General features: G+C 75.7%; 16 protein-coding genes. 11 read left to right on the top strand and 5 right to left on the bottom strand.

Going from position 1 to position 15,548, the window contains the following annotated elements:
- Positions 1 to 107 precede the first annotated feature (107 nt).
- The 3 genes from LC193_RS25825 (at position 108) to LC193_RS25835 (ending at position 2,576) form a co-directional block, all read left to right on the top strand.
- Entirely contained in the window at positions 108 to 650 is a 543-nt protein-coding gene (locus LC193_RS25825) for a snapalysin family zinc-dependent metalloprotease (protein ID WP_226078883.1), read from the top strand.
- Positions 651 to 822: 172 nt separating this feature from the next.
- The gene (locus LC193_RS25830; protein ID WP_226077779.1) at positions 823 to 1,497 is read left to right on the top strand and encodes a ThuA domain-containing protein; all 675 of its coding nucleotides are present in this window, start codon (positions 823 to 825) and stop codon (positions 1,495 to 1,497) included.
- Positions 1,482 to 2,576: a Gfo/Idh/MocA family protein gene (locus LC193_RS25835; RefSeq protein WP_226077780.1), complete on the top strand. Its 1,095-nt coding sequence runs from the start codon at positions 1,482 to 1,484 to the stop codon at positions 2,574 to 2,576. Before LC193_RS25830 ends, LC193_RS25835 begins: the two co-directional genes overlap by 16 nt.
- A gap of 42 nt (positions 2,577 to 2,618) precedes the next feature.
- On the opposite strand, the gene LC193_RS25840 is transcribed toward LC193_RS25835, so the two are convergent.
- Positions 2,619 to 3,119 carry a methylated-DNA--[protein]-cysteine S-methyltransferase gene (locus LC193_RS25840; protein WP_226077781.1) on the bottom strand — a complete coding sequence of 167 codons (501 nt, stop codon included), beginning with the start codon at positions 3,117 to 3,119 and terminating at the stop codon, positions 2,619 to 2,621.
- Positions 3,120 to 3,236: 117 nt separating this feature from the next.
- Positions 3,237 to 3,917: a class I SAM-dependent methyltransferase gene (locus LC193_RS25845; RefSeq protein WP_226077782.1), complete on the bottom strand. Its 681-nt coding sequence runs from the start codon at positions 3,915 to 3,917 to the stop codon at positions 3,237 to 3,239.
- 507 nt (positions 3,918 to 4,424) lie between these two features.
- Here LC193_RS25845 and LC193_RS25850 point away from each other — a divergent pair.
- Together LC193_RS25850 and LC193_RS25855 are read left to right on the top strand one after the other, a co-directional pair.
- Positions 4,425 to 5,516, top strand: coding sequence for an alpha/beta hydrolase (locus LC193_RS25850; protein ID WP_226077783.1), 1,092 nt, complete (start codon positions 4,425 to 4,427; stop codon positions 5,514 to 5,516).
- A gap of 12 nt (positions 5,517 to 5,528) precedes the next feature.
- The gene (locus tag LC193_RS25855; RefSeq protein WP_226077784.1) at positions 5,529 to 6,092 is read left to right on the top strand and encodes an Rv1733c family protein; all 564 of its coding nucleotides are present in this window, start codon (positions 5,529 to 5,531) and stop codon (positions 6,090 to 6,092) included.
- A gap of 9 nt (positions 6,093 to 6,101) precedes the next feature.
- Here LC193_RS25855 and LC193_RS25860 read toward each other — a convergent pair whose 3' ends face one another.
- Positions 6,102 to 7,229, bottom strand: coding sequence for a sensor histidine kinase (locus tag LC193_RS25860; RefSeq protein WP_226077785.1), 1,128 nt, complete (start codon positions 7,227 to 7,229; stop codon positions 6,102 to 6,104).
- Between the two features lie 143 nt (positions 7,230 to 7,372).
- Between LC193_RS25860 and LC193_RS25865 the strand changes: the two genes are divergently transcribed.
- Both LC193_RS25865 and LC193_RS25870 read left to right on the top strand, forming a co-directional pair.
- Positions 7,373 to 8,290: a helix-turn-helix domain-containing protein gene (locus LC193_RS25865; protein ID WP_226077786.1), complete on the top strand. Its 918-nt coding sequence runs from the start codon at positions 7,373 to 7,375 to the stop codon at positions 8,288 to 8,290.
- The gene (locus LC193_RS25870; protein WP_226077787.1) at positions 8,287 to 9,069 is read left to right on the top strand and encodes an SAM-dependent methyltransferase; all 783 of its coding nucleotides are present in this window, start codon (positions 8,287 to 8,289) and stop codon (positions 9,067 to 9,069) included. The genes LC193_RS25865 and LC193_RS25870 overlap by 4 nt, the downstream gene beginning before the upstream one ends.
- A 24-nt stretch (positions 9,070 to 9,093) precedes the next feature.
- On the opposite strand, the gene LC193_RS25875 is transcribed toward LC193_RS25870, so the two are convergent.
- The gene (locus LC193_RS25875; RefSeq protein ID WP_226077788.1) at positions 9,094 to 10,626 is read right to left on the bottom strand and encodes an FAD-dependent oxidoreductase; all 1,533 of its coding nucleotides are present in this window, start codon (positions 10,624 to 10,626) and stop codon (positions 9,094 to 9,096) included.
- A gap of 233 nt (positions 10,627 to 10,859) precedes the next feature.
- On the opposite strand from LC193_RS25875, the gene LC193_RS25880 reads away from it, so the two are divergent.
- From LC193_RS25880 to LC193_RS25895, 4 genes are all read left to right on the top strand, one after another.
- Positions 10,860 to 11,744 carry an SAM-dependent methyltransferase gene (locus LC193_RS25880; protein ID WP_226077789.1) on the top strand — a complete coding sequence of 295 codons (885 nt, stop codon included), beginning with the start codon at positions 10,860 to 10,862 and terminating at the stop codon, positions 11,742 to 11,744.
- Between the two features lie 438 nt (positions 11,745 to 12,182).
- Complete coding sequence (locus LC193_RS25885) at positions 12,183 to 12,371, top strand: hypothetical protein (RefSeq protein ID WP_226077790.1); 189 nt, start codon at positions 12,183 to 12,185, stop codon at positions 12,369 to 12,371.
- A gap of 160 nt (positions 12,372 to 12,531) precedes the next feature.
- Positions 12,532 to 13,638: a helix-turn-helix domain-containing protein gene (locus LC193_RS25890; RefSeq protein ID WP_226077791.1), complete on the top strand. Its 1,107-nt coding sequence runs from the start codon at positions 12,532 to 12,534 to the stop codon at positions 13,636 to 13,638.
- Between the two features lie 25 nt (positions 13,639 to 13,663).
- Entirely contained in the window at positions 13,664 to 14,182 is a 519-nt protein-coding gene (locus LC193_RS25895) for a hypothetical protein (RefSeq protein WP_226077792.1), read from the top strand.
- A 58-nt stretch (positions 14,183 to 14,240) separates the two neighbouring features.
- Here LC193_RS25895 and LC193_RS25900 read toward each other — a convergent pair whose 3' ends face one another.
- Positions 14,241 to 15,518 (bottom strand): aspartate aminotransferase family protein, encoded by a 1,278-nt coding sequence (locus LC193_RS25900; RefSeq protein ID WP_226078884.1) that lies wholly within the window; start codon positions 15,516 to 15,518, stop codon positions 14,241 to 14,243.
- Positions 15,519 to 15,548: the final 30 nt, after the last annotated feature.

Below are 15,548 nucleotides of genomic sequence, written 5' to 3' on the forward strand. Positions count from 1 at the left end.
GCCCTCTTCCCGGAGCGAAATGACATGGGCATGATAAAAACCCGTTTTCCCGCAGGAGGTCGACTGTGACACCCCGCATCGCCGTACGCGCCCTCGTGGCCCTGCTGATGGCCGTCCTGGTGCCCGCCGTCACGGCGGCCCAGGCGTCCGCCGCGCCCGTCCGCCCCGCCGCGGTCGTCGTCACCTACGACACCTCGCGCGCCGGCGAGTTCGTCGCCGCGGTCCACGCGGGCGCAGAGGTCTGGAACGACAGCGTGTCGAACGTCCGCCTCGAACCGGTGGCTCCCGGCCGCACGGCCCACGTCCGCGTCATCGCGGACGACGGCTGGCCGCGCGCGCTCACCACGAGCCTGGGCCGCGGCACGGTGTGGATGGGGCGGCAGGCCGTCCACCAGGGCTACGACACCACCCGCATCGCCGCGCACGAACTCGGGCACATCCTCGGCCTCCCCGACCTGAAGCCGGGCCCGTGCAGCAGCCTGATGTCCGGCTCGACGGCGGGCGTCGCCTGCACCAACCCCTACCCCGACGCCCGCGAACGCGCCGCCGTGGAGGCCGACTTCGGCGGCCTCGCCCTACCGGGCCGCACCGGCGGTTCCGCCGCCTCGGCCCGCGCGGGAGCCGTGCCCGCGTCCGCCCACCGGGGCTGACCCGGCCCACCCGCGCACCGAAGGCCCGTCGGCCGGACCGGCCGCGCCGTCGGTCCGGCCGGCGGGGGAGGCTCGGGCCGGCCGGTGAGGGCCGCGGGCCGTGCCCGTTGACCAGCGCACACGTGTGCACGTATGAAGGGGTGTTCGTGCCACCGGCCGAAAGGCACCGCCCTTGAGTTCCGCACCGGCCCGCAGGGCCCTCGTCGTCCGCGGCGGATGGGAAGGCCACGTTCCCGTCCAGGCCACCGACCTCTTCCTGCCCTTCCTGCGCGAGCAGGGCTTCCGCGTCACCGTCTCCGACACCCTCGACGCCTATCTCGACGCCGTGGCCATGGCCGCCACCGACCTGGTCGTGCAGTGCTGGACCATGGGCGAGATCACCCGCGAGCAGTCCGCGTCACTGGGCGCGGCCGTCGCCGCGGGCACCGGGCTGGCCGGCTGGCACGGCGGGATATGCGACGCGTTCCGCGCCGACCCCGCCTACCAGTGGCTCACCGGCGGCCAGTTCGTGATGCACCCGCCCGAGTTCGTGCGGCACACCGTGGACATCGTCCCGGAACGGGCCGCCCACCCCGTCGTCGCGGGGCTTCCCGCCGCCATCCCCCTGCACACCGAGCAGTACCTGGTGCACACCGGCCCGGAGGCCGACGTGCTCGCGACCACCACCTTCGCCGACGCGGACGGCATCCCGGAGTCGGCCCGCGGCGTGACCTCGGCTGCGGTGTGGACCCGCACCTGGGGCCTCGGCCGGGTGTTCGTCAGCGCCATCGGCCACAAGATCGAGGACCTGGAGGACCCCGCCGTGCGCGAACTCACCCGGCGCGGACTGCTGTGGGCCGCCCGGTGACCCCGCTGCGCGTCGGCGTCGTCGGGGCCGGCGTCATCAGCGGGGCCTACCTCGACCACCTCGACGAACACGGCCGGGACGCGGGCCTGGCCCTGACGGCCGTCGCCGACCTCGACCCCGCGCGCGCCGCGAAGGCCGCGGCCGGCCGGCCGGGCGTGCGCGCCCGCACCCCGGCCGAGCTGTACGCGGCCGACGACGTCGACGTCGTGCTCAACCTCACGATCCCCGCCGCCCACGCGGACGTCGCGCACGCGGCCGTCGCCGCGGGCAAGCACGTGTACAACGAGAAGCCGCTCGCCCTCGACCGCGCGACCGGCGCCGGCATCCTGGCCGCGGCGCGCGCCGCCGGGGTCCGTGTCGGCTGCGCGCCCGACACGGTGCTCGGCCGGGGCGTGCAGACCGCGCGCGCCGCCGTGGCCCAGGGCCGCGTCGGGCGGCCCGTCGCCGCCACCGCGTTCTTCACCACGCCGGGCCACGAGGCGTGGCACGCGGAGCCCGAGTTCTACTACCGGCCGGGCGGCGGCCCGCTGTTCGACATGGGCCCCTACTACCTGACGGCGCTCGTCCACCTCCTCGGCCCGGTCACCGCCGTCATCGGGGCCGCCTCGCGGCCGGCGGAACGCCGCACCATCGGCTCGGGGCCGCGGGCGGGCGCGACGTTCCCTGTCGAGGTGGACACCCACGTCACCGGCGTCCTCACGCATGCGTCCGGCGCGCTGACCACGCTGCTGATGAGCTTCGACACGCACGCCGCCCACCTGCCCAGGATCGAGGTCCACGGCACCGGCGGGAGCCTGTCGGTGCCCGACCCGAACGGCTTCGACGGGCCGGTCGCGCTGCACGCCGCCGGCTCGGGCCGCTGGCAGGAACTGCCGCACACCCACGGCTACCTGGGAGCAGGGCGCGGCACCGGCCTCGCCGACATGGCCCAGGCGCTGCGCACCGGAGCCGCGCACCGCGCCTCGGGGGAACTGGCCCTGCACGTCCTCGACACCATGCAGGCGCTCATGGAGTCGGCGGCCGAGGGGCGGCGGATCGAGGTCGGCACGGTGTGCGACGTGCCCGCGCTCGTGCCCTGAGCCGCGCGTCCCCCGGCCGCGCGGGCCGGGGGACGCGGCCGTTCAGAACAGGCGGGCCGCCTTGGCGTGCGCGGGCTCCTCAAGGGCCAGCAGGAACCGCTTGCGGTCGAGGCCGCCCGCGTACCCGGTCAGCGACCCGTCCGCCCCGACCACGCGGTGGCAGGGCACGACGATCGACACCGGGTTGCGCCCGTTGGCCGCGCCGACCGCCTGCGCGAGCCCCGGGTCGCCCAGCTCCCGGGCCAGCGCGCCGTAGGAACGGGTCTCGCCGTACGGGATGCCGCGCAGCAGCTCCCACACGCGCTGCTGGAAGGCGTTCCCCCGGGGCGCGAGCGGCAGGTCGAACCGTGTCCGCCGCCCCGCGAAGTACTCCGCGAGCTGGACGCGGGCGTCCTCGAACCCGCGCTCGTCGCGCTCGCCGAGCGAGCCCGCCGGCGGCATGCGCAGGTGCCCCTCGAAGTAGAGCCCCGTGAGCGCGCCGTCCGCGGCGACCACCGTCAGCGCGCCGAGCGGCGAATCGAGCACCGTGTGGGTCGTGGCCATGTGAGGGGTTCCTTCCGTCGTGCCCCGTGCGCGCCCTGACGCGCACGGGGCACGACGGGTGTGCGGTTCCCATCCTCGCGGGGCACCGTTCCCCCGGGCGCGGCGGGTCCGCGCGGGTCAGGCGGCCGGCTTGTGCCAGCGCGCGGTCTGCATGCCGGGCCATACGTCGTCGATGAACTCCACACCGGGCAGCGCCGCCGCGTACTCGCGCCGGAACTGCTCGCGCGTGAGCTTGGTGCTCAGCTCGCTGATCCGGCCCCAGTTCTCGTGCATGAACAGGTTCAGCGCCTTGATGGAGTTCTCCAGCCGGCCGGTCACGTCCCACGCGACCCGCGCGAACCGGAAGGCGAGATCGGCCTGGGCGTCGGGCCGGTCGGGGTCCACCATGTTCTCCGGGTCGGAGATCACCAGCGTGCCGCCCGGCGCGACGAGCGACGCGAGGTGGGGCAGCACCTGCCGCGTCTCGCCCATGAGGAACACGCAACTGAACGCGAACACCAGGTCGAAGAGTCCGTCCCGCTCTGGCGTCATGTCGAGGGCGCCGCGCACCTCGTAGGCCACGTTCGGCCTGGCGCGGTCGCGCCGGGCGATCTCGATCATGGTGGGAGCCGGGTCGGTGCCCACGACCTCGTCGAACAGTTCGGCCAGCGTCGTGGTGTGCCGCCCCGCCCCGCAGCCGACGTCGAGCGCGCGCTTGCCGCGCGGCAGGTTGTCGGCCATCCACGCGCCGAACGGTGCCTGGGCCGAATCCAACGCGGCGCTGCACTCGTCGTACAATTCCGCGACTCCGTCGTACAAATCCGCGAGCGTGAGTGCATTCGGCTCCGGTGAAGACATGATGACCCGCTCCGATTCCTGCGTCCGAGATGGATCCTCAGGCTAGCGCCGCGAGAAAAAACCCGGCACGGCGTCTCGGTGGCACTGGAGAAAACCTACGCGGGCACGGGGGATGCGGCCCGCCCGCACCCCGGCCGCGTCCGTTCCCGAGCCCCGGTTCCCGGCGTTCCCGCGTGGTGTCGGACGTGGTCGTGCGCCCGCGACCGCGCGCGGAACGCGGCACCGCGGGCCGCGGGCGTTCGGCCGCGCGGGCGACGTGCGCGCCCGGCGCCCCCGCGGGTCCCGCGGCAGGCGGCGCGCGCCGCACACAATCACGGCACGGCGCGACGACGGGCAGAGGTGATTTCCGCGGCGGCCGTGCCCGCCCGCGCGCATTCCACGGGAAAACGCGGGAATCCCCGGTCCCTTCCGGGGAAGGCGGTGGGAATTCCACGCGCCCCAGCACACCGAGGTGGAGGAATCCGGTCCATGCAACCGACGCGCAGTCACGCCAGGCGCCTGTGGTGCGCCGCCCTCGCCCTCGCCCTCGCGGCCGTGTCAGGGCCGGCCACCGGGGGAGCCCTCGCCAGAGCGGACGACCACGGTGCCGCGCGGGGCGCCGTCGTCGTGGAGCGCGAGCGCAGCGGGGAGCGCACGCTCGACCTCACGATCGAGTCCCCCGCGCTCGGCACGACCGTGCGGACCCGCGTGCTGCTGCCGCCGGGGCACGACCGCGACCCCGGGCGGACCTGGCCCGCGATCTACCTGCTCCACGGCTGCTGCGACGCCTCGGGCGGCCACGACGACTGGACGGACTCCACCGACGTGGCCGCGATCACCGCGCGCACCGAGGCGTTGATCGTCATGCCGGAGGGCGGGCCCGTCGGCTACTACTCCGACTGGTGGAACGGCGGGCGGGGCGGCCCGCCCGCGTGGGAGACGTTCCACCTGACCGAACTGCCCGCGGTGCTGGCCCGCGAGGTGGGCGCCGGCGACCTGCGCGCCGTGGCGGGCGCCTCCATGGGCGGCACGGGTGCGCTGGCCTACGCCGGGCGCCATCCGGGCTTCTTCCGGGCCGCCGCCGCCTACAGCGGCCGGCTCGACACCCGCGTCGACGCGCCTGCCGTGATGGCGCGGCTTGAGGACTTCGGCCACGACCCGCTGGCCCTGTGGGGCGACCCGGAGGCGCAGGCCGACGTCTGGGCGGCGCACGACCCGAGCGCGCTGGTGGCCGACCTGCCGCCCGGCTACCCCGTCTACGTGTCATCGGGCAACGGCGAGCCCGGGCCGCTCGACCCGCACGACGCGCCGCACGACGCGCTTGAGGCGCAGTTCGGCGAGATGGCCGCCGCCTACGTGGCCGCCGCCAGGGCGCACGGCCTCGACGTGACCGCCTCCCTCGGCCCGGGGCGGCACCACTACGGCTACTGGGAGCGCGAGTTCGCCCGGTCCCTGCCGCTGCTGGCCGAGGCCGTCGGCGCGCGCGGCGGGCACACGACGGCAACCGGGCCGACATCCGGGGGAAACGGGGCCGTTCCCTGGGTAGCCGGGAGGACGGAGCGATTTCCCCGGACGCACTGAAGGGACGGGACGATGACCGGAACGGTGAGGTTGTGGCGATGGCGGCGCAACCCGCTGCGCCGCCGGACGGACGTGGCGGAGGCCTGGCTCGGACTCGCCGCCGGGCTCGTGCTCGTGGCCGGCGCGCCCGCCGCGGGCGTCGGCACGGCGCTCGCGGTGGGCGACGCGCTGCTCGCGGAGCGGGACACGGCGCAGCCGCGGCGCGCGGAGGTGATCGGACGGGCAGCCGTGCCCGTCGTGGCCGGCGCGGCCAGCCGGGCGCACGCCGAAGTGCGCTGGACCGGGCGGGACGGCGTCGTCCGCGTCGCCCACACGCGGGTGGACGCCGGCGCAGAGCCCGGCAGTCGGGTCACGGTCTGGACCGACGACAGGGGGCGGCTGACGGGCGCGCCCGCGACCAGGTCCGAGGCGTGGCTGGGCGCGGGCCTGGCCGGCGCGGGCGTCGCGGCCTGCGTCGGGGTGGCCGCGGTGGGGGCGAGGAACGCGGCGCGCGGTCGCCTCGACGCCCGCAGGGCGGCGGCGTGGGAACGGGCGTGGGCCGAGGCGGCGCCCCGCTGGGGCCGCCGCGTGCCGTGAGCCCGGCCGTCACGGCCCGCCGCCCGCGGCCGGCCAGGGCAGCCACGCGGTCAGCGTGAAACGGTCCGCCGACCTGTGGTGCTCAAGACGGCCGCCGGCGAGCGAGGCCCGTTCCGCCAGGCCGATGAGCCCCTGGCCGGCCCCGGGGATGGCGTCGGAGGCGCCGCCGCCCCGGACCGGGTTGCCCACCTCGACGGTCAGCCCGGTGCCGGGTCCGCCGCGCACCGTCACGGTCACGGGCGCGCCGGCCGCGTGCTTGCGCGCGTTGGTCAGGGCCTCCTGGACGATGCGGTAGGCGGTCCGCCCGGCGGCGCCCGGCGCCGCGCCCGGGTCCGCCACCCGCTGGTCGAGGACCACGCGCGTGCCGGCCGTCCGCGATTCCTCGGCCAGCCGTTCCAGATCCGCGAGCACCGGCTGCGGCCGGCCGGTGTCCCCGGCGGACCGCAGCACGCCGATGACGTCGCGCAGGTCGTCGAGTGCCTGGTGCGCGCTCTCCCGGATCACCGCCGCGGCCCGCCGCACCTCGGCGGGCGGGGCGCCCGGGTTGAACTCAAGCGCCCCGGCGTGCACGCTCAGCAGCGAGAGCCGGTGCGCGAGCACGTCGTGCATCTCGCGGGCCATGTCCTCCCTGGCCTGCCGCCTGGCGTCGATCGCGGCGCGCTCGGCGCGCTCCCGCAGGGACGCGATGAGCTGGCGGCGTGAACGCGTGTACAGCCCCCAGCCGACCGCGCCGAGGATCAGGAGGAAGTAGACGATGCCGCGGACGAAGCGGTCCGGCTCGGGGTCGAGCAGGTGCTGGGCCACGGCGAGCGGCGCGGGGGCCATCGCGAGGGCGGTCACCCACGCCGTGACCCGGGGCGGGCGGTGCGCGGCCACGGTGAAGAGCGCCACGAGGGTGGGGCCGGTCAGCAGGTGCAGCCACGCCCCGGCGACGATCAGCGCCGCCGCGAGCGGCACGGGCCACCGGCGGCGCGCGAACACGGCAAGGCACGCCACCAGCCACACCGTGTTCTCGGTGGCCTCGGCGGCCGGCGACAGGTCGTCGGGCAGCACCGAGTCCGCGATCAGCACCGAGAAGACGATCGCGAACAGGAAGAAGAGGACGTCGACCAGCAGGTTCCTCAGCACGCGGCGCATGCCTCCGAATCTAGAACGGCGTGCTGCCGGGGTGGTGCCGGCCGGCGCGGGCCGAGACTTTCGGACGACACCGGAACGCCCGGCACATCCCTCGGTCGCCCGACTCTGCGCGAAGCACTCTGCAACGCGCACAAAGTGGTTTAATGGCAGAGCAGTTCGACCCGCACGTCCTCGGCAGGAGGGGCATGTCCCGAGCCCGTTCCGGTGCCACGTCCGCCCTGCGGCTGCTCGCCGCCGATCTGCGCGCGCGCCGCGTGGCCTCGGGAGTGTCGATCGCCGTCGCCGCCGAGAAGCTGGACGTGCACCCCACGACGATCCGCCGGCTCGAAGCGGCGAAGCACACCTTCAAACCGGCCACCGTGGCGCACCTGCTGCGCGTCTACGGCGCGGCGGAGCCCGAGGTGGAGGACGTACTCGCCCGGCTCGCGGACGCCAACACCCCGGGCTGGTGGCACGAGTACCGCGACCTGCTCACCGCGGAGCAGGCGGAGCGCCTCGACTTCGAGTCGTCCGCCTCGCTCATCCGCGGATACGCCCCGGGGCTCGTGCCCGACCTGCTCCAGACCGGCGACTACACCCGCGCCCTGCTCGCCGCGCAGTACCCGGGCGAGGACCGGGACCGCCTCGGCCGCCGCGCGGAGCTGGCCGACCGGCGCAAGCGGGAGGCGTTCGACCGGGAACGCCCGCTGCGCTACTGGTGCCTGATCGAGCACGCCGCGCTGCACCGCGTGGTGGGCGGCCCCGAGGTGATGCGCGGCCAGCTCGACCACCTCAACGCCATCGCCGCCGACGCCGCCTCGCACATCAAGGTGCAGGTCATGCCGCTGACCACGCAGCCGCACCCCATGCTGGCCAGCGGCGCCGTGGAGATCGTGCGGTTCGACCACAGGTACCTCGCCGACCGGCTCGTCGTCCGGGGCCTGCACCAGTCGGCCGCCACCATCACCGACGACATCGACGCCGTGCGCGCCTTCAACCGCGCGATGGACTCCGCCTGCCTGGCGGCCCCGAGGCCCACGACTGCCATACCAAGCCCACTCACCCGCGGAGGCGAGCGATGACCGCACCAGAGAACCCGGCCCCCAGGATAGACAGCAGCGTCCCGCACTCCGCCCGCGTGTGGAACTGGGCGCTGGGCGGCAAGGACCACTTCGAGGCCGACGAGCGGCTGGGCCAGCACCTGGAGCGCCACTACCCGCAGGCCATCAACGTCGCCCGCGCCTCCCGCACCTTCCTGCGCGCCGTGGTCACGCACCTCGCCGCGGAACAGGGCGTGCGGCAGTTCCTCGACATCGGCACCGGGCTGCCCACCGCCGACAACACGCACGAGGTCGCGCAGCGCGTCGCTCCCGACAGCCGCATCGTCTACGTGGACAACGACCCGCTGGTGCTCGTGCACGCCAGGGCGCTGCTCACCACCCACCCCGAGGGCGCGACCGACTACGTCGAGGCCGACGTGCGCGACCCGGACACCGTGCTCGAACAGGCGGCCAGGACCCTGGACTTCGACCGCCCGGTCGCCCTGATGCTGTTGTCGATGCTCGGTCACATCGTGCCCGACGAGGCCGCGCTGCTGGTGCGGGAGTACACCAAGCGCCTGCCCTCGGGCAGCTTCCTCGCCACCTGCGACTCCATCGCGGCCCCCGAGATGATCAAGCTCAACGAGGACTACGCGGCCTCGGGCGCGGTGCCCTACCACTGCCGCACCGAGGAGCAGCTCGCGGCCACCGCCGAGGGCCTGGAGATCCTGCCGCCCGGCGTCGTGCCGTTGAACGAGTGGCGCACCGAGACCCCGGGCGAGTTCACCTACCAGTGGGGGCTGCTGGCCCGCAAGCCCTGACCCCCGCCGCCAGGGGGCCGCGCCTCACCCCTCGGAGGCCCCGTCCACCGGGTCAGGCGACGGGGGCGACGGCTCCCTGGGGGCCAGCGGCTCGGTCGCTGGGCCCTGGAGGACCGAGCCGTCGGGGGAGAAGCGCGAGCCGTGGCAGGGGCATTCCCAGGTCTGCTCCGCTTCGTTGAACGCCACCAGGCAGCCCAGGTGGGTGCAGCGGGCCGACACCGCCCGCACCGTGCCGTCCGCGGCCCGGTGCACGGCGCACGGGTGGCCGTCGAGGCGGAGCACCGCGCCCGTGCCAGGCGCCAGGTCCGCCACGTCCCGTTCCCGCCCCGAGCGCAGCCGGTCACCGACGAAGTGCCGGGCGGCGTTGGCCTGGTTCTTCAGCAGGGCCGGTGCCTCGCGCACGCCGGGCACCGGGGCGTACAGGTCCTGCCAGGGCAGTTCCTCCCCGGTGATGCGCGCGGCGAGCAGGCGGCCGGCCATGACGCCGCCGCTCATGCCCCAGCCGCCGAAGCCGGTGGCCACCCACACGTTCCGCGTGCCCGGCCGCAGGTGCCCGACCAGCGGCACCAGGTCCGGCGGGTCCGCGTCCTGCGCGGCCCAGCGGTGGGTGATCTCCGCGCCGGGGAAGTGCTCGCGCGTCCAGCCCTCAAGCCGCTCGTAGGCCGCGGGCACGTCCCCCGTGCCCGGGGTGTGGCTCTCGCCGGTCACGATCAGCAGGCGCCGCCCGTCCGGCAGGGGCGCGGTCCGCACCGAACGCTTGCTGCCCTCCGGCGTGATGAACATGCCGCCGGGGTCGTCGGCGGCCCCCACCGGCGCCGCGACGACGAGCTCCCTGTGGACGGCGAGCCGGGCGAAGGCCAGGGCCCGGTCGAAGACGGGGTAGTGGGTGGCGACGACGACGTGCCGCGCCGTCACCACCCGGCCGTTCTCCGCGGTGAGCCGGCAGGTGTCGCCCTCGTCCAGCTCGGTGACGCGCGTGTGCTCGAAGACGCGCCCGCCGTGCGCGGTCAGGTCGGCGGCCAGCGCCAGCAGGTACTTGCGGGGATGGAACTGCGCCTGCCCTTCGACGCGCACGGCCCCCGCCACCGGGAACGGCAGCCCCGTCGTGGTCACGAACGACGCGTCGAGCCCGGCCTCCTCCGCGGCCAGCGCCTCGGCGCGCAGCGCGTCGACGCCCTTCGGGTCGTCGGCCCAGGTGAACGCGGGGCGGCCTTCGAGTTCGCAGTCGACGCCCAGCTCGGCGGCGACGTCCGCCACGTGCTCGACGGCGTCCTGCTGGGACTGCGCGTACAGCATGGCGCCCTCGGGGCCGCGGGTGCGGCGCAGCCGGTCGTAGACCAGGGTGTGCAGGGCGCTGAGCTTGGCGGTGGTGTGCCCGCTGACCCCGGCGGCCACCCGGTCGGCTTCGAGCACGACGACCTCGCGTCCCGCCCTGGCCAGCTCCCAGGCCGTGGCCAGGCCGGCGATGCCGGCCCCCACGACGGCCACGTCGGTCGCGGTGTCGGCGTCGAGGCGGGGGCGGGGGGCTGCGGGCGCGGTCTCCATCCAGTACGACATGCGCCCCCGGGTTCCCCGCCCGGCCTTGATCATCCGTGCCGGGCCCCTTGATCATCCGTGCCGGGCCCCTCGACCACCGGCTCCGGGGCCGGGTGCCCGGCGTCCGACGGGCCGCCGCGGCCGGGCCGGGCAGCCGTGCGCGTCGCCAAATACCGGTGGGGCACCAACCGTTGGCGCCCCCGTGCGAAACTGCTGTGCGAACGTCACGGCAGGCCGAGGAGTGGAGCAGCGCGATGGCGGACCGAAGAGACAGAGGCGGCGCGGACCCGGGCGCCGCGGCCCGCGACTACAGCCTGAGCTGGAGCGGTGCGGTGCCGGACTACGAGCCGGTGGAGATCGACACCACCAAGCCCAGCATCGCGCGGGTCTACGACGCGGCGATCGGCGGCAAGGACCACTACGAGGTGGACGCCGCGGTCGTCGAGGCCGGCCGCAAGGTGTCGGCCGCGGGCGTGGCCAGCGCCCGCGTCAACCGGGACATCCTGATCCGCGGGGTCCGCCACCTCGCCGAGCAGGGGATCGACCAGTTCCTCGACCTCGGCTCCGGGCTGCCCTCGGCGCAGAACACCCACCAGGTGGCCCAGGCGGTCAACCCCGAGGCCCGGGTCGTCTACGTCGACAACGACCCGATCGTGCTCGCCCACGGGCGCGCGCTGCTCGCCCAGGACGAGCGCACGCGGGTGATCACCGCCGACATGCTCGACGTGGAGCACGTGCTGAACCACCCGGGCGTGCAGGGCTTCATCGACTTCTCCAAGCCGCTCGGCCTGATGATGGTCGCGGTCATCCACCACCTGCTCGACGAGGAGGACCCGGGCGGCGTCGTCGACGCGTACAAGGCGCGCCTCGCCCCGGGCAGCTACCTGTTCATCACGCACTTCTGCAACTCCTTCCCCGAGGCCAGGGAGCTGAACGACGTCCTCATCGCCTCGCTCGGCCGCGGGCAGCTGCGCAGCAAGGAGCGCATAGCGACGTTCTTCGACGGCATGGACCTGATCGAGCCGGGGATCGTTCCGCTGCCGCTGTGGCGGCCCGACGAGCCGGTGCGGGAGCCGCTGGACCACAGCGGCCTGCTGATGGTGGGCGGCATCGCCCGCAAGCCCGCTCCCGGCGAGTAACCGTTTCGGCGCCCGCCGGCCGTCCCCGCCCCCTTCTCCCGCGCGCCCTCCCGGGCCGCGCGAGCGGGGGGCGGCGTGCGTGAGCGGCGGGAGTTGCCCGGGTGAGTCGTTGAGGCCCTTGCGGATGACCGTAGTTGGCCCATCGCTGACCGGATATGACGGAGAGATGTGCGACGTTGAGGGGATTCGCCGCAGGCGTCGCCCCATCATCCCGATTACATCTCGTAATGCTGGCGTCCCGCTGGGTTGACGTGTAGCGTCCCCGCAGACGAAGGAGCCCGGCCGGGTCTGGCAACCATGAGGCCGGGCCCCTTCGACATCCACTGAACACACAACCCAGGAGGGCCCATGCCTCCCAGCCGTATGCCGTCGAGCCGGTACTGCCCGTTGCGATACGGGCCACCGTCCTCGCGTGACGGTAGCATCCCGCGCTGCGCGGTGGTTCAAACCACCTGCCGCTGTGCCATCGCGGGCAACACCGTTCCGCCGCCCTTCCTCGCCGTCCTCGTGCTCGCCGCGCCGCCGCTCCCCGGCACCGCGGCGGGCGCCCCGGCGGCCTTCCCCGCCCCACCGCGCGGGGCCGGCGGGCGCCCGCGCCCCCGGTGCCCGCGCACCCGCCTCGGCTGACACCCGCACCGACGGCCGGGACGGCACGCCGCCGTCCCGGCGCGCACCGGTGGCGCGCGACGCGGCTGTCGGCGCGCCACCGGTCGGGCCCGGCCGGGGTTTCGCCCCCGCGCCGGACCTCATCCCGTGCCGCCCCACGACGAATCGAAGCCGAGGCAGGATGACCCGCTGCAAGAACCCCAAATGCCGGGAACCGCTGGTGCAGAACCGGTCGGGACGCCCGAAGCAGCACTGCGGCAAACGCTGCCGGGACGCGGCCTACCGGGCCGGCCGGGCCGCCGCCGCACCGGAGGCCGAACGCTACGCCCACTACACCTGCCGCATGGCCGAGGACCTGGCCCGCCGCACCGACGCCCTGCTGCGGGCCGCGCACACCGACGACCGCGCCGGCGGAACGCCCCTCCACGTGCTGCGGCTCGCCGACGAGGTCGACCGCGGCCTCCGGGACCTGCGCGCCGCGGCCGTTCAGCTCGCGCGGGCCCGCAAGGTGCGGCCCTCCGCCATCGCCGAGGCCATGGCCATCACGACCGACAGGCTGCGCAGCCAGTGGTCGCCGCCCGCCATCGAACGCCGCATGCACCGCCGCTTCACCCTCGGCGGCCACGACGGCGAGGGCCCCCTGGCGCCGCCGCTGGGCGCGCGGCTGCCGTGCGCCCCGCGCCGGCGCGAGGACACCGCGGGCGGCCCCGGGGGCCCCGGCGCCCCGCCGGGCCAGGACCCCGAGGCGCGGGCCGTGCCGCTCACCCGCGCGCTCGCCACCCTGCACCGGGCCAGCGGACGCTCGCTGCGCGACCTCGCCCGCGGGACCGGCGTCTCGGCCTCCTCCGTCTCCCGGGTGCTCGCCGGGAAGCGCAGACCGTCCTGGACGCTGACCCGGCGCCTGGCCGAGGCATGCCAGGGGGACCCGGCCGACGTGCTGCCGCTGTGGCGCGCGGCGAACGGCCTCACCGCCCCGCCGATCGCCGCCCCCGCCACGCCCGGCACCCTGCGCGAGGCGCTGCGCGGCCTGCACCTGGCCGCGCGGCGGCCCGAGCCCGCCGCCATCCGCCGCGCCAGCCGCGACCTGCTCACGGCCGAGGAGATCACCGGTGTCCTCGACGGCCGCCGCCTGCCCGCCTGGCCCACCGTGGACCGTTTCGTGCACGCGCTGGGCGGGCGTCCCGAGACCTACCTGCCGCTGTGGCACGCCGCCCGCGTGACGTCTCTCGCCTCGCCGGGGCCCGCGATCGCCGGCACGGCGCGCTACCCCGCGGACGCCTTCGGATAGCCCCATCGACCCGGAGACCACGACCATGCGCATCGCCGCCCTCCCGAGCCCGTTCGCGCCCACCGCCCGGCCGCCCGCCCCGCCACAGGACCGGCCGCCCGCCCGCGGCGCCGGGGGACTCACCGCGCGCCGGCTGCCGCCCGACTGCGAGGCGTTCCTCGCGCTGCACCGCGTCCGCTACCTGCGCTACGCCCGGCTCCACCTGCCGGGGCCCGTCGCCGACGACACGGTCGCGGCCGTGTTCGACCACCTGTTCATGCGCTGGCGCCGCGTCCTCAGCGGCGCCAACCCCGCCTCCTACGCGTGGCACCTGCTGACCCACCGCACCCGCGACCGCGTCACCCGGCGCTGCGCCGCGCTCAGCCCGGCCCAGTACGACGCCTACGCGCTGCACCACGTGCTCGGCTACGGGCCGTCCGACGTGGCCACCGCGATGGGCGAGGCCCCGGCGACCGTCGACTCGCTGCTGCGCAGCCCCCCGGTGCTGCGGGTCGTCGCCGACGGGACCGCGCTCGGCCCGGCACGCGGCGCGGCGGCGCGCTGAACGGCCCGGCGGCGCGCACTTGGGCGCCTCGCCCCCCGGGGGCCGGGCCACCGCGCGGTCAACGGCCGGCGGCGGGCGGCAGGAGCGCGGGGTCGGCGGCCACCGCGCGCAGGGCCGAAACGAGCGCCGCCGCGCCCTCCTCGGCCTCCGCCGCCGTCAGGCTGAGCGGCGGCGCGATCCGCAGCACGTTGCCGCCTGGCGCGCCGCCCCTGCCGACCAGCACGCCCCGTTCCCTGGCCGCTTCGAGGGCCAGCGTGGCCGCGCGCGGAAACGGCTGGTCCGTGCCGGGACGCACCAGGTCGACCCCGATCATCAGACCGCGCCCGCGCACCTCGCGCACCAGGCCGGTGTCCGCCGTCGCGGCCCGCAGCCGCTCGATCAGCGCCGCGCCCACGCGCCGCGCGTTGCCCGGCAGGTCATGGGCGAGCAGGTGGTCGAGGTTGGCCAGCCCCGCGGCCATCGTGACCTGGCTGCCGCCGAACGTCGAAAGCGAGTGCGCGTCCAGGCAGTTCATCACCTCGGCGCGCCCCACCACCCCGCCGATGGACATCCCGTTGCCGATGCCCTTGGCGAACGTCACCAGATCCGGCGGCCCGTTCGCCGCGTGCGCCTGCCAGCCCCAGAAGTGGTCGCCCGTGCGGCCCCAGCCCGTCTGCACCTCGTCGCTGATCCACAGGATGCCCTCCTCGGCCAGCACGTCGCGGAACGCCGCGAACAGGCCGTCCGGGCCCGAGGTGAACCCCCCGACGCCCTGCACCGGTTCGGCGATCAGGGCCGCGACCCCGCCGCGCGTCTGGGCCAGCAGGTCCCGCAGGTCGGCCACGCAGGCGTCGATGAACTCCGCGTCGCCCAGCCCGGCGAACGGCCCCCGCGTGCGCACGCCGCCGTGCACGTACAGGGTGTGCAGCGGGGACAGACTGGTCGGCGACCAGCCCCTGTTGCCCGTGACCCCCACCGCGGAGAACGACCGGCCGTGGTAGGCGTTGCGCATCGCGAGCACCTGGTTGGACCGCCGGTGGGCGGTGGCGAGCAGCAGCGCCGTGTCGACGGCCTCCGTGCCCGATGCGGTGAAGAAGACCCGCGCGTCCGGGATGCCGGAGAGCTCCGCGATCCGCTCCGCCAGCTCCACCATCGGCCGGTTCAGGTACAGGGTCGACCCGTGCACCAGCCGGCCCGCCTGCTCGGCGACCGCCCGTGTCACCTCGGGCAGCGCGTGTGCCGTCATCGTGGTGAGGATGCCGCCGAAGAAGTCCAGGTAGCGGTTCCCCTCGGCGTCCCACACGTGGCGGCCCTCGCCGTGCGTCAGCTCCAGCGGGCGCTCGTAGTACAGCGGCATCCAGTCGGGCAGCACCGCGCGGTGCCGCGC

This window comes from Streptomyces marincola (assembly GCF_020410765.1).
Lineage (GTDB): Bacteria > Actinomycetota > Actinomycetes > Streptomycetales > Streptomycetaceae > Streptomyces > Streptomyces marincola.

Excerpts from the sequence above, each read along its gene's own strand:
- LC193_RS25825 (WP_226078883.1), top strand. The coding sequence starts at position 108 with ATGGCCGTCCTGGTGCCCGCCGTCACGGCGGCCCAGGCGTCCGCCGCG.
- LC193_RS25840 (WP_226077781.1), bottom strand. The coding sequence starts at position 3,119 with ATGGCCACGACCCACACGGTGCTCGATTCGCCGCTCGGCGCGCTGACG.
- LC193_RS25850 (WP_226077783.1), top strand. The coding sequence starts at position 4,425 with ATGCAACCGACGCGCAGTCACGCCAGGCGCCTGTGGTGCGCCGCCCTC.
- LC193_RS25855 (WP_226077784.1), top strand. The coding sequence starts at position 5,529 with ATGACCGGAACGGTGAGGTTGTGGCGATGGCGGCGCAACCCGCTGCGC.
- LC193_RS25860 (WP_226077785.1), bottom strand. The coding sequence starts at position 7,229 with ATGCGCCGCGTGCTGAGGAACCTGCTGGTCGACGTCCTCTTCTTCCTG.
- LC193_RS25865 (WP_226077786.1), top strand. The coding sequence starts at position 7,373 with ATGGCAGAGCAGTTCGACCCGCACGTCCTCGGCAGGAGGGGCATGTCC.
- LC193_RS25870 (WP_226077787.1), top strand. The coding sequence starts at position 8,287 with ATGACCGCACCAGAGAACCCGGCCCCCAGGATAGACAGCAGCGTCCCG.
- LC193_RS25875 (WP_226077788.1), bottom strand. The coding sequence starts at position 10,626 with ATGTCGTACTGGATGGAGACCGCGCCCGCAGCCCCCCGCCCCCGCCTC.
- LC193_RS25880 (WP_226077789.1), top strand. The coding sequence starts at position 10,860 with ATGGCGGACCGAAGAGACAGAGGCGGCGCGGACCCGGGCGCCGCGGCC.
- LC193_RS25890 (WP_226077791.1), top strand. The coding sequence starts at position 12,532 with ATGACCCGCTGCAAGAACCCCAAATGCCGGGAACCGCTGGTGCAGAAC.
- LC193_RS25895 (WP_226077792.1), top strand. The coding sequence starts at position 13,664 with ATGCGCATCGCCGCCCTCCCGAGCCCGTTCGCGCCCACCGCCCGGCCG.
- LC193_RS25900 (WP_226078884.1), bottom strand. The coding sequence starts at position 15,518 with ATGCCGCTGTACTACGAGCGCCCGCTGGAGCTGACGCACGGCGAGGGC.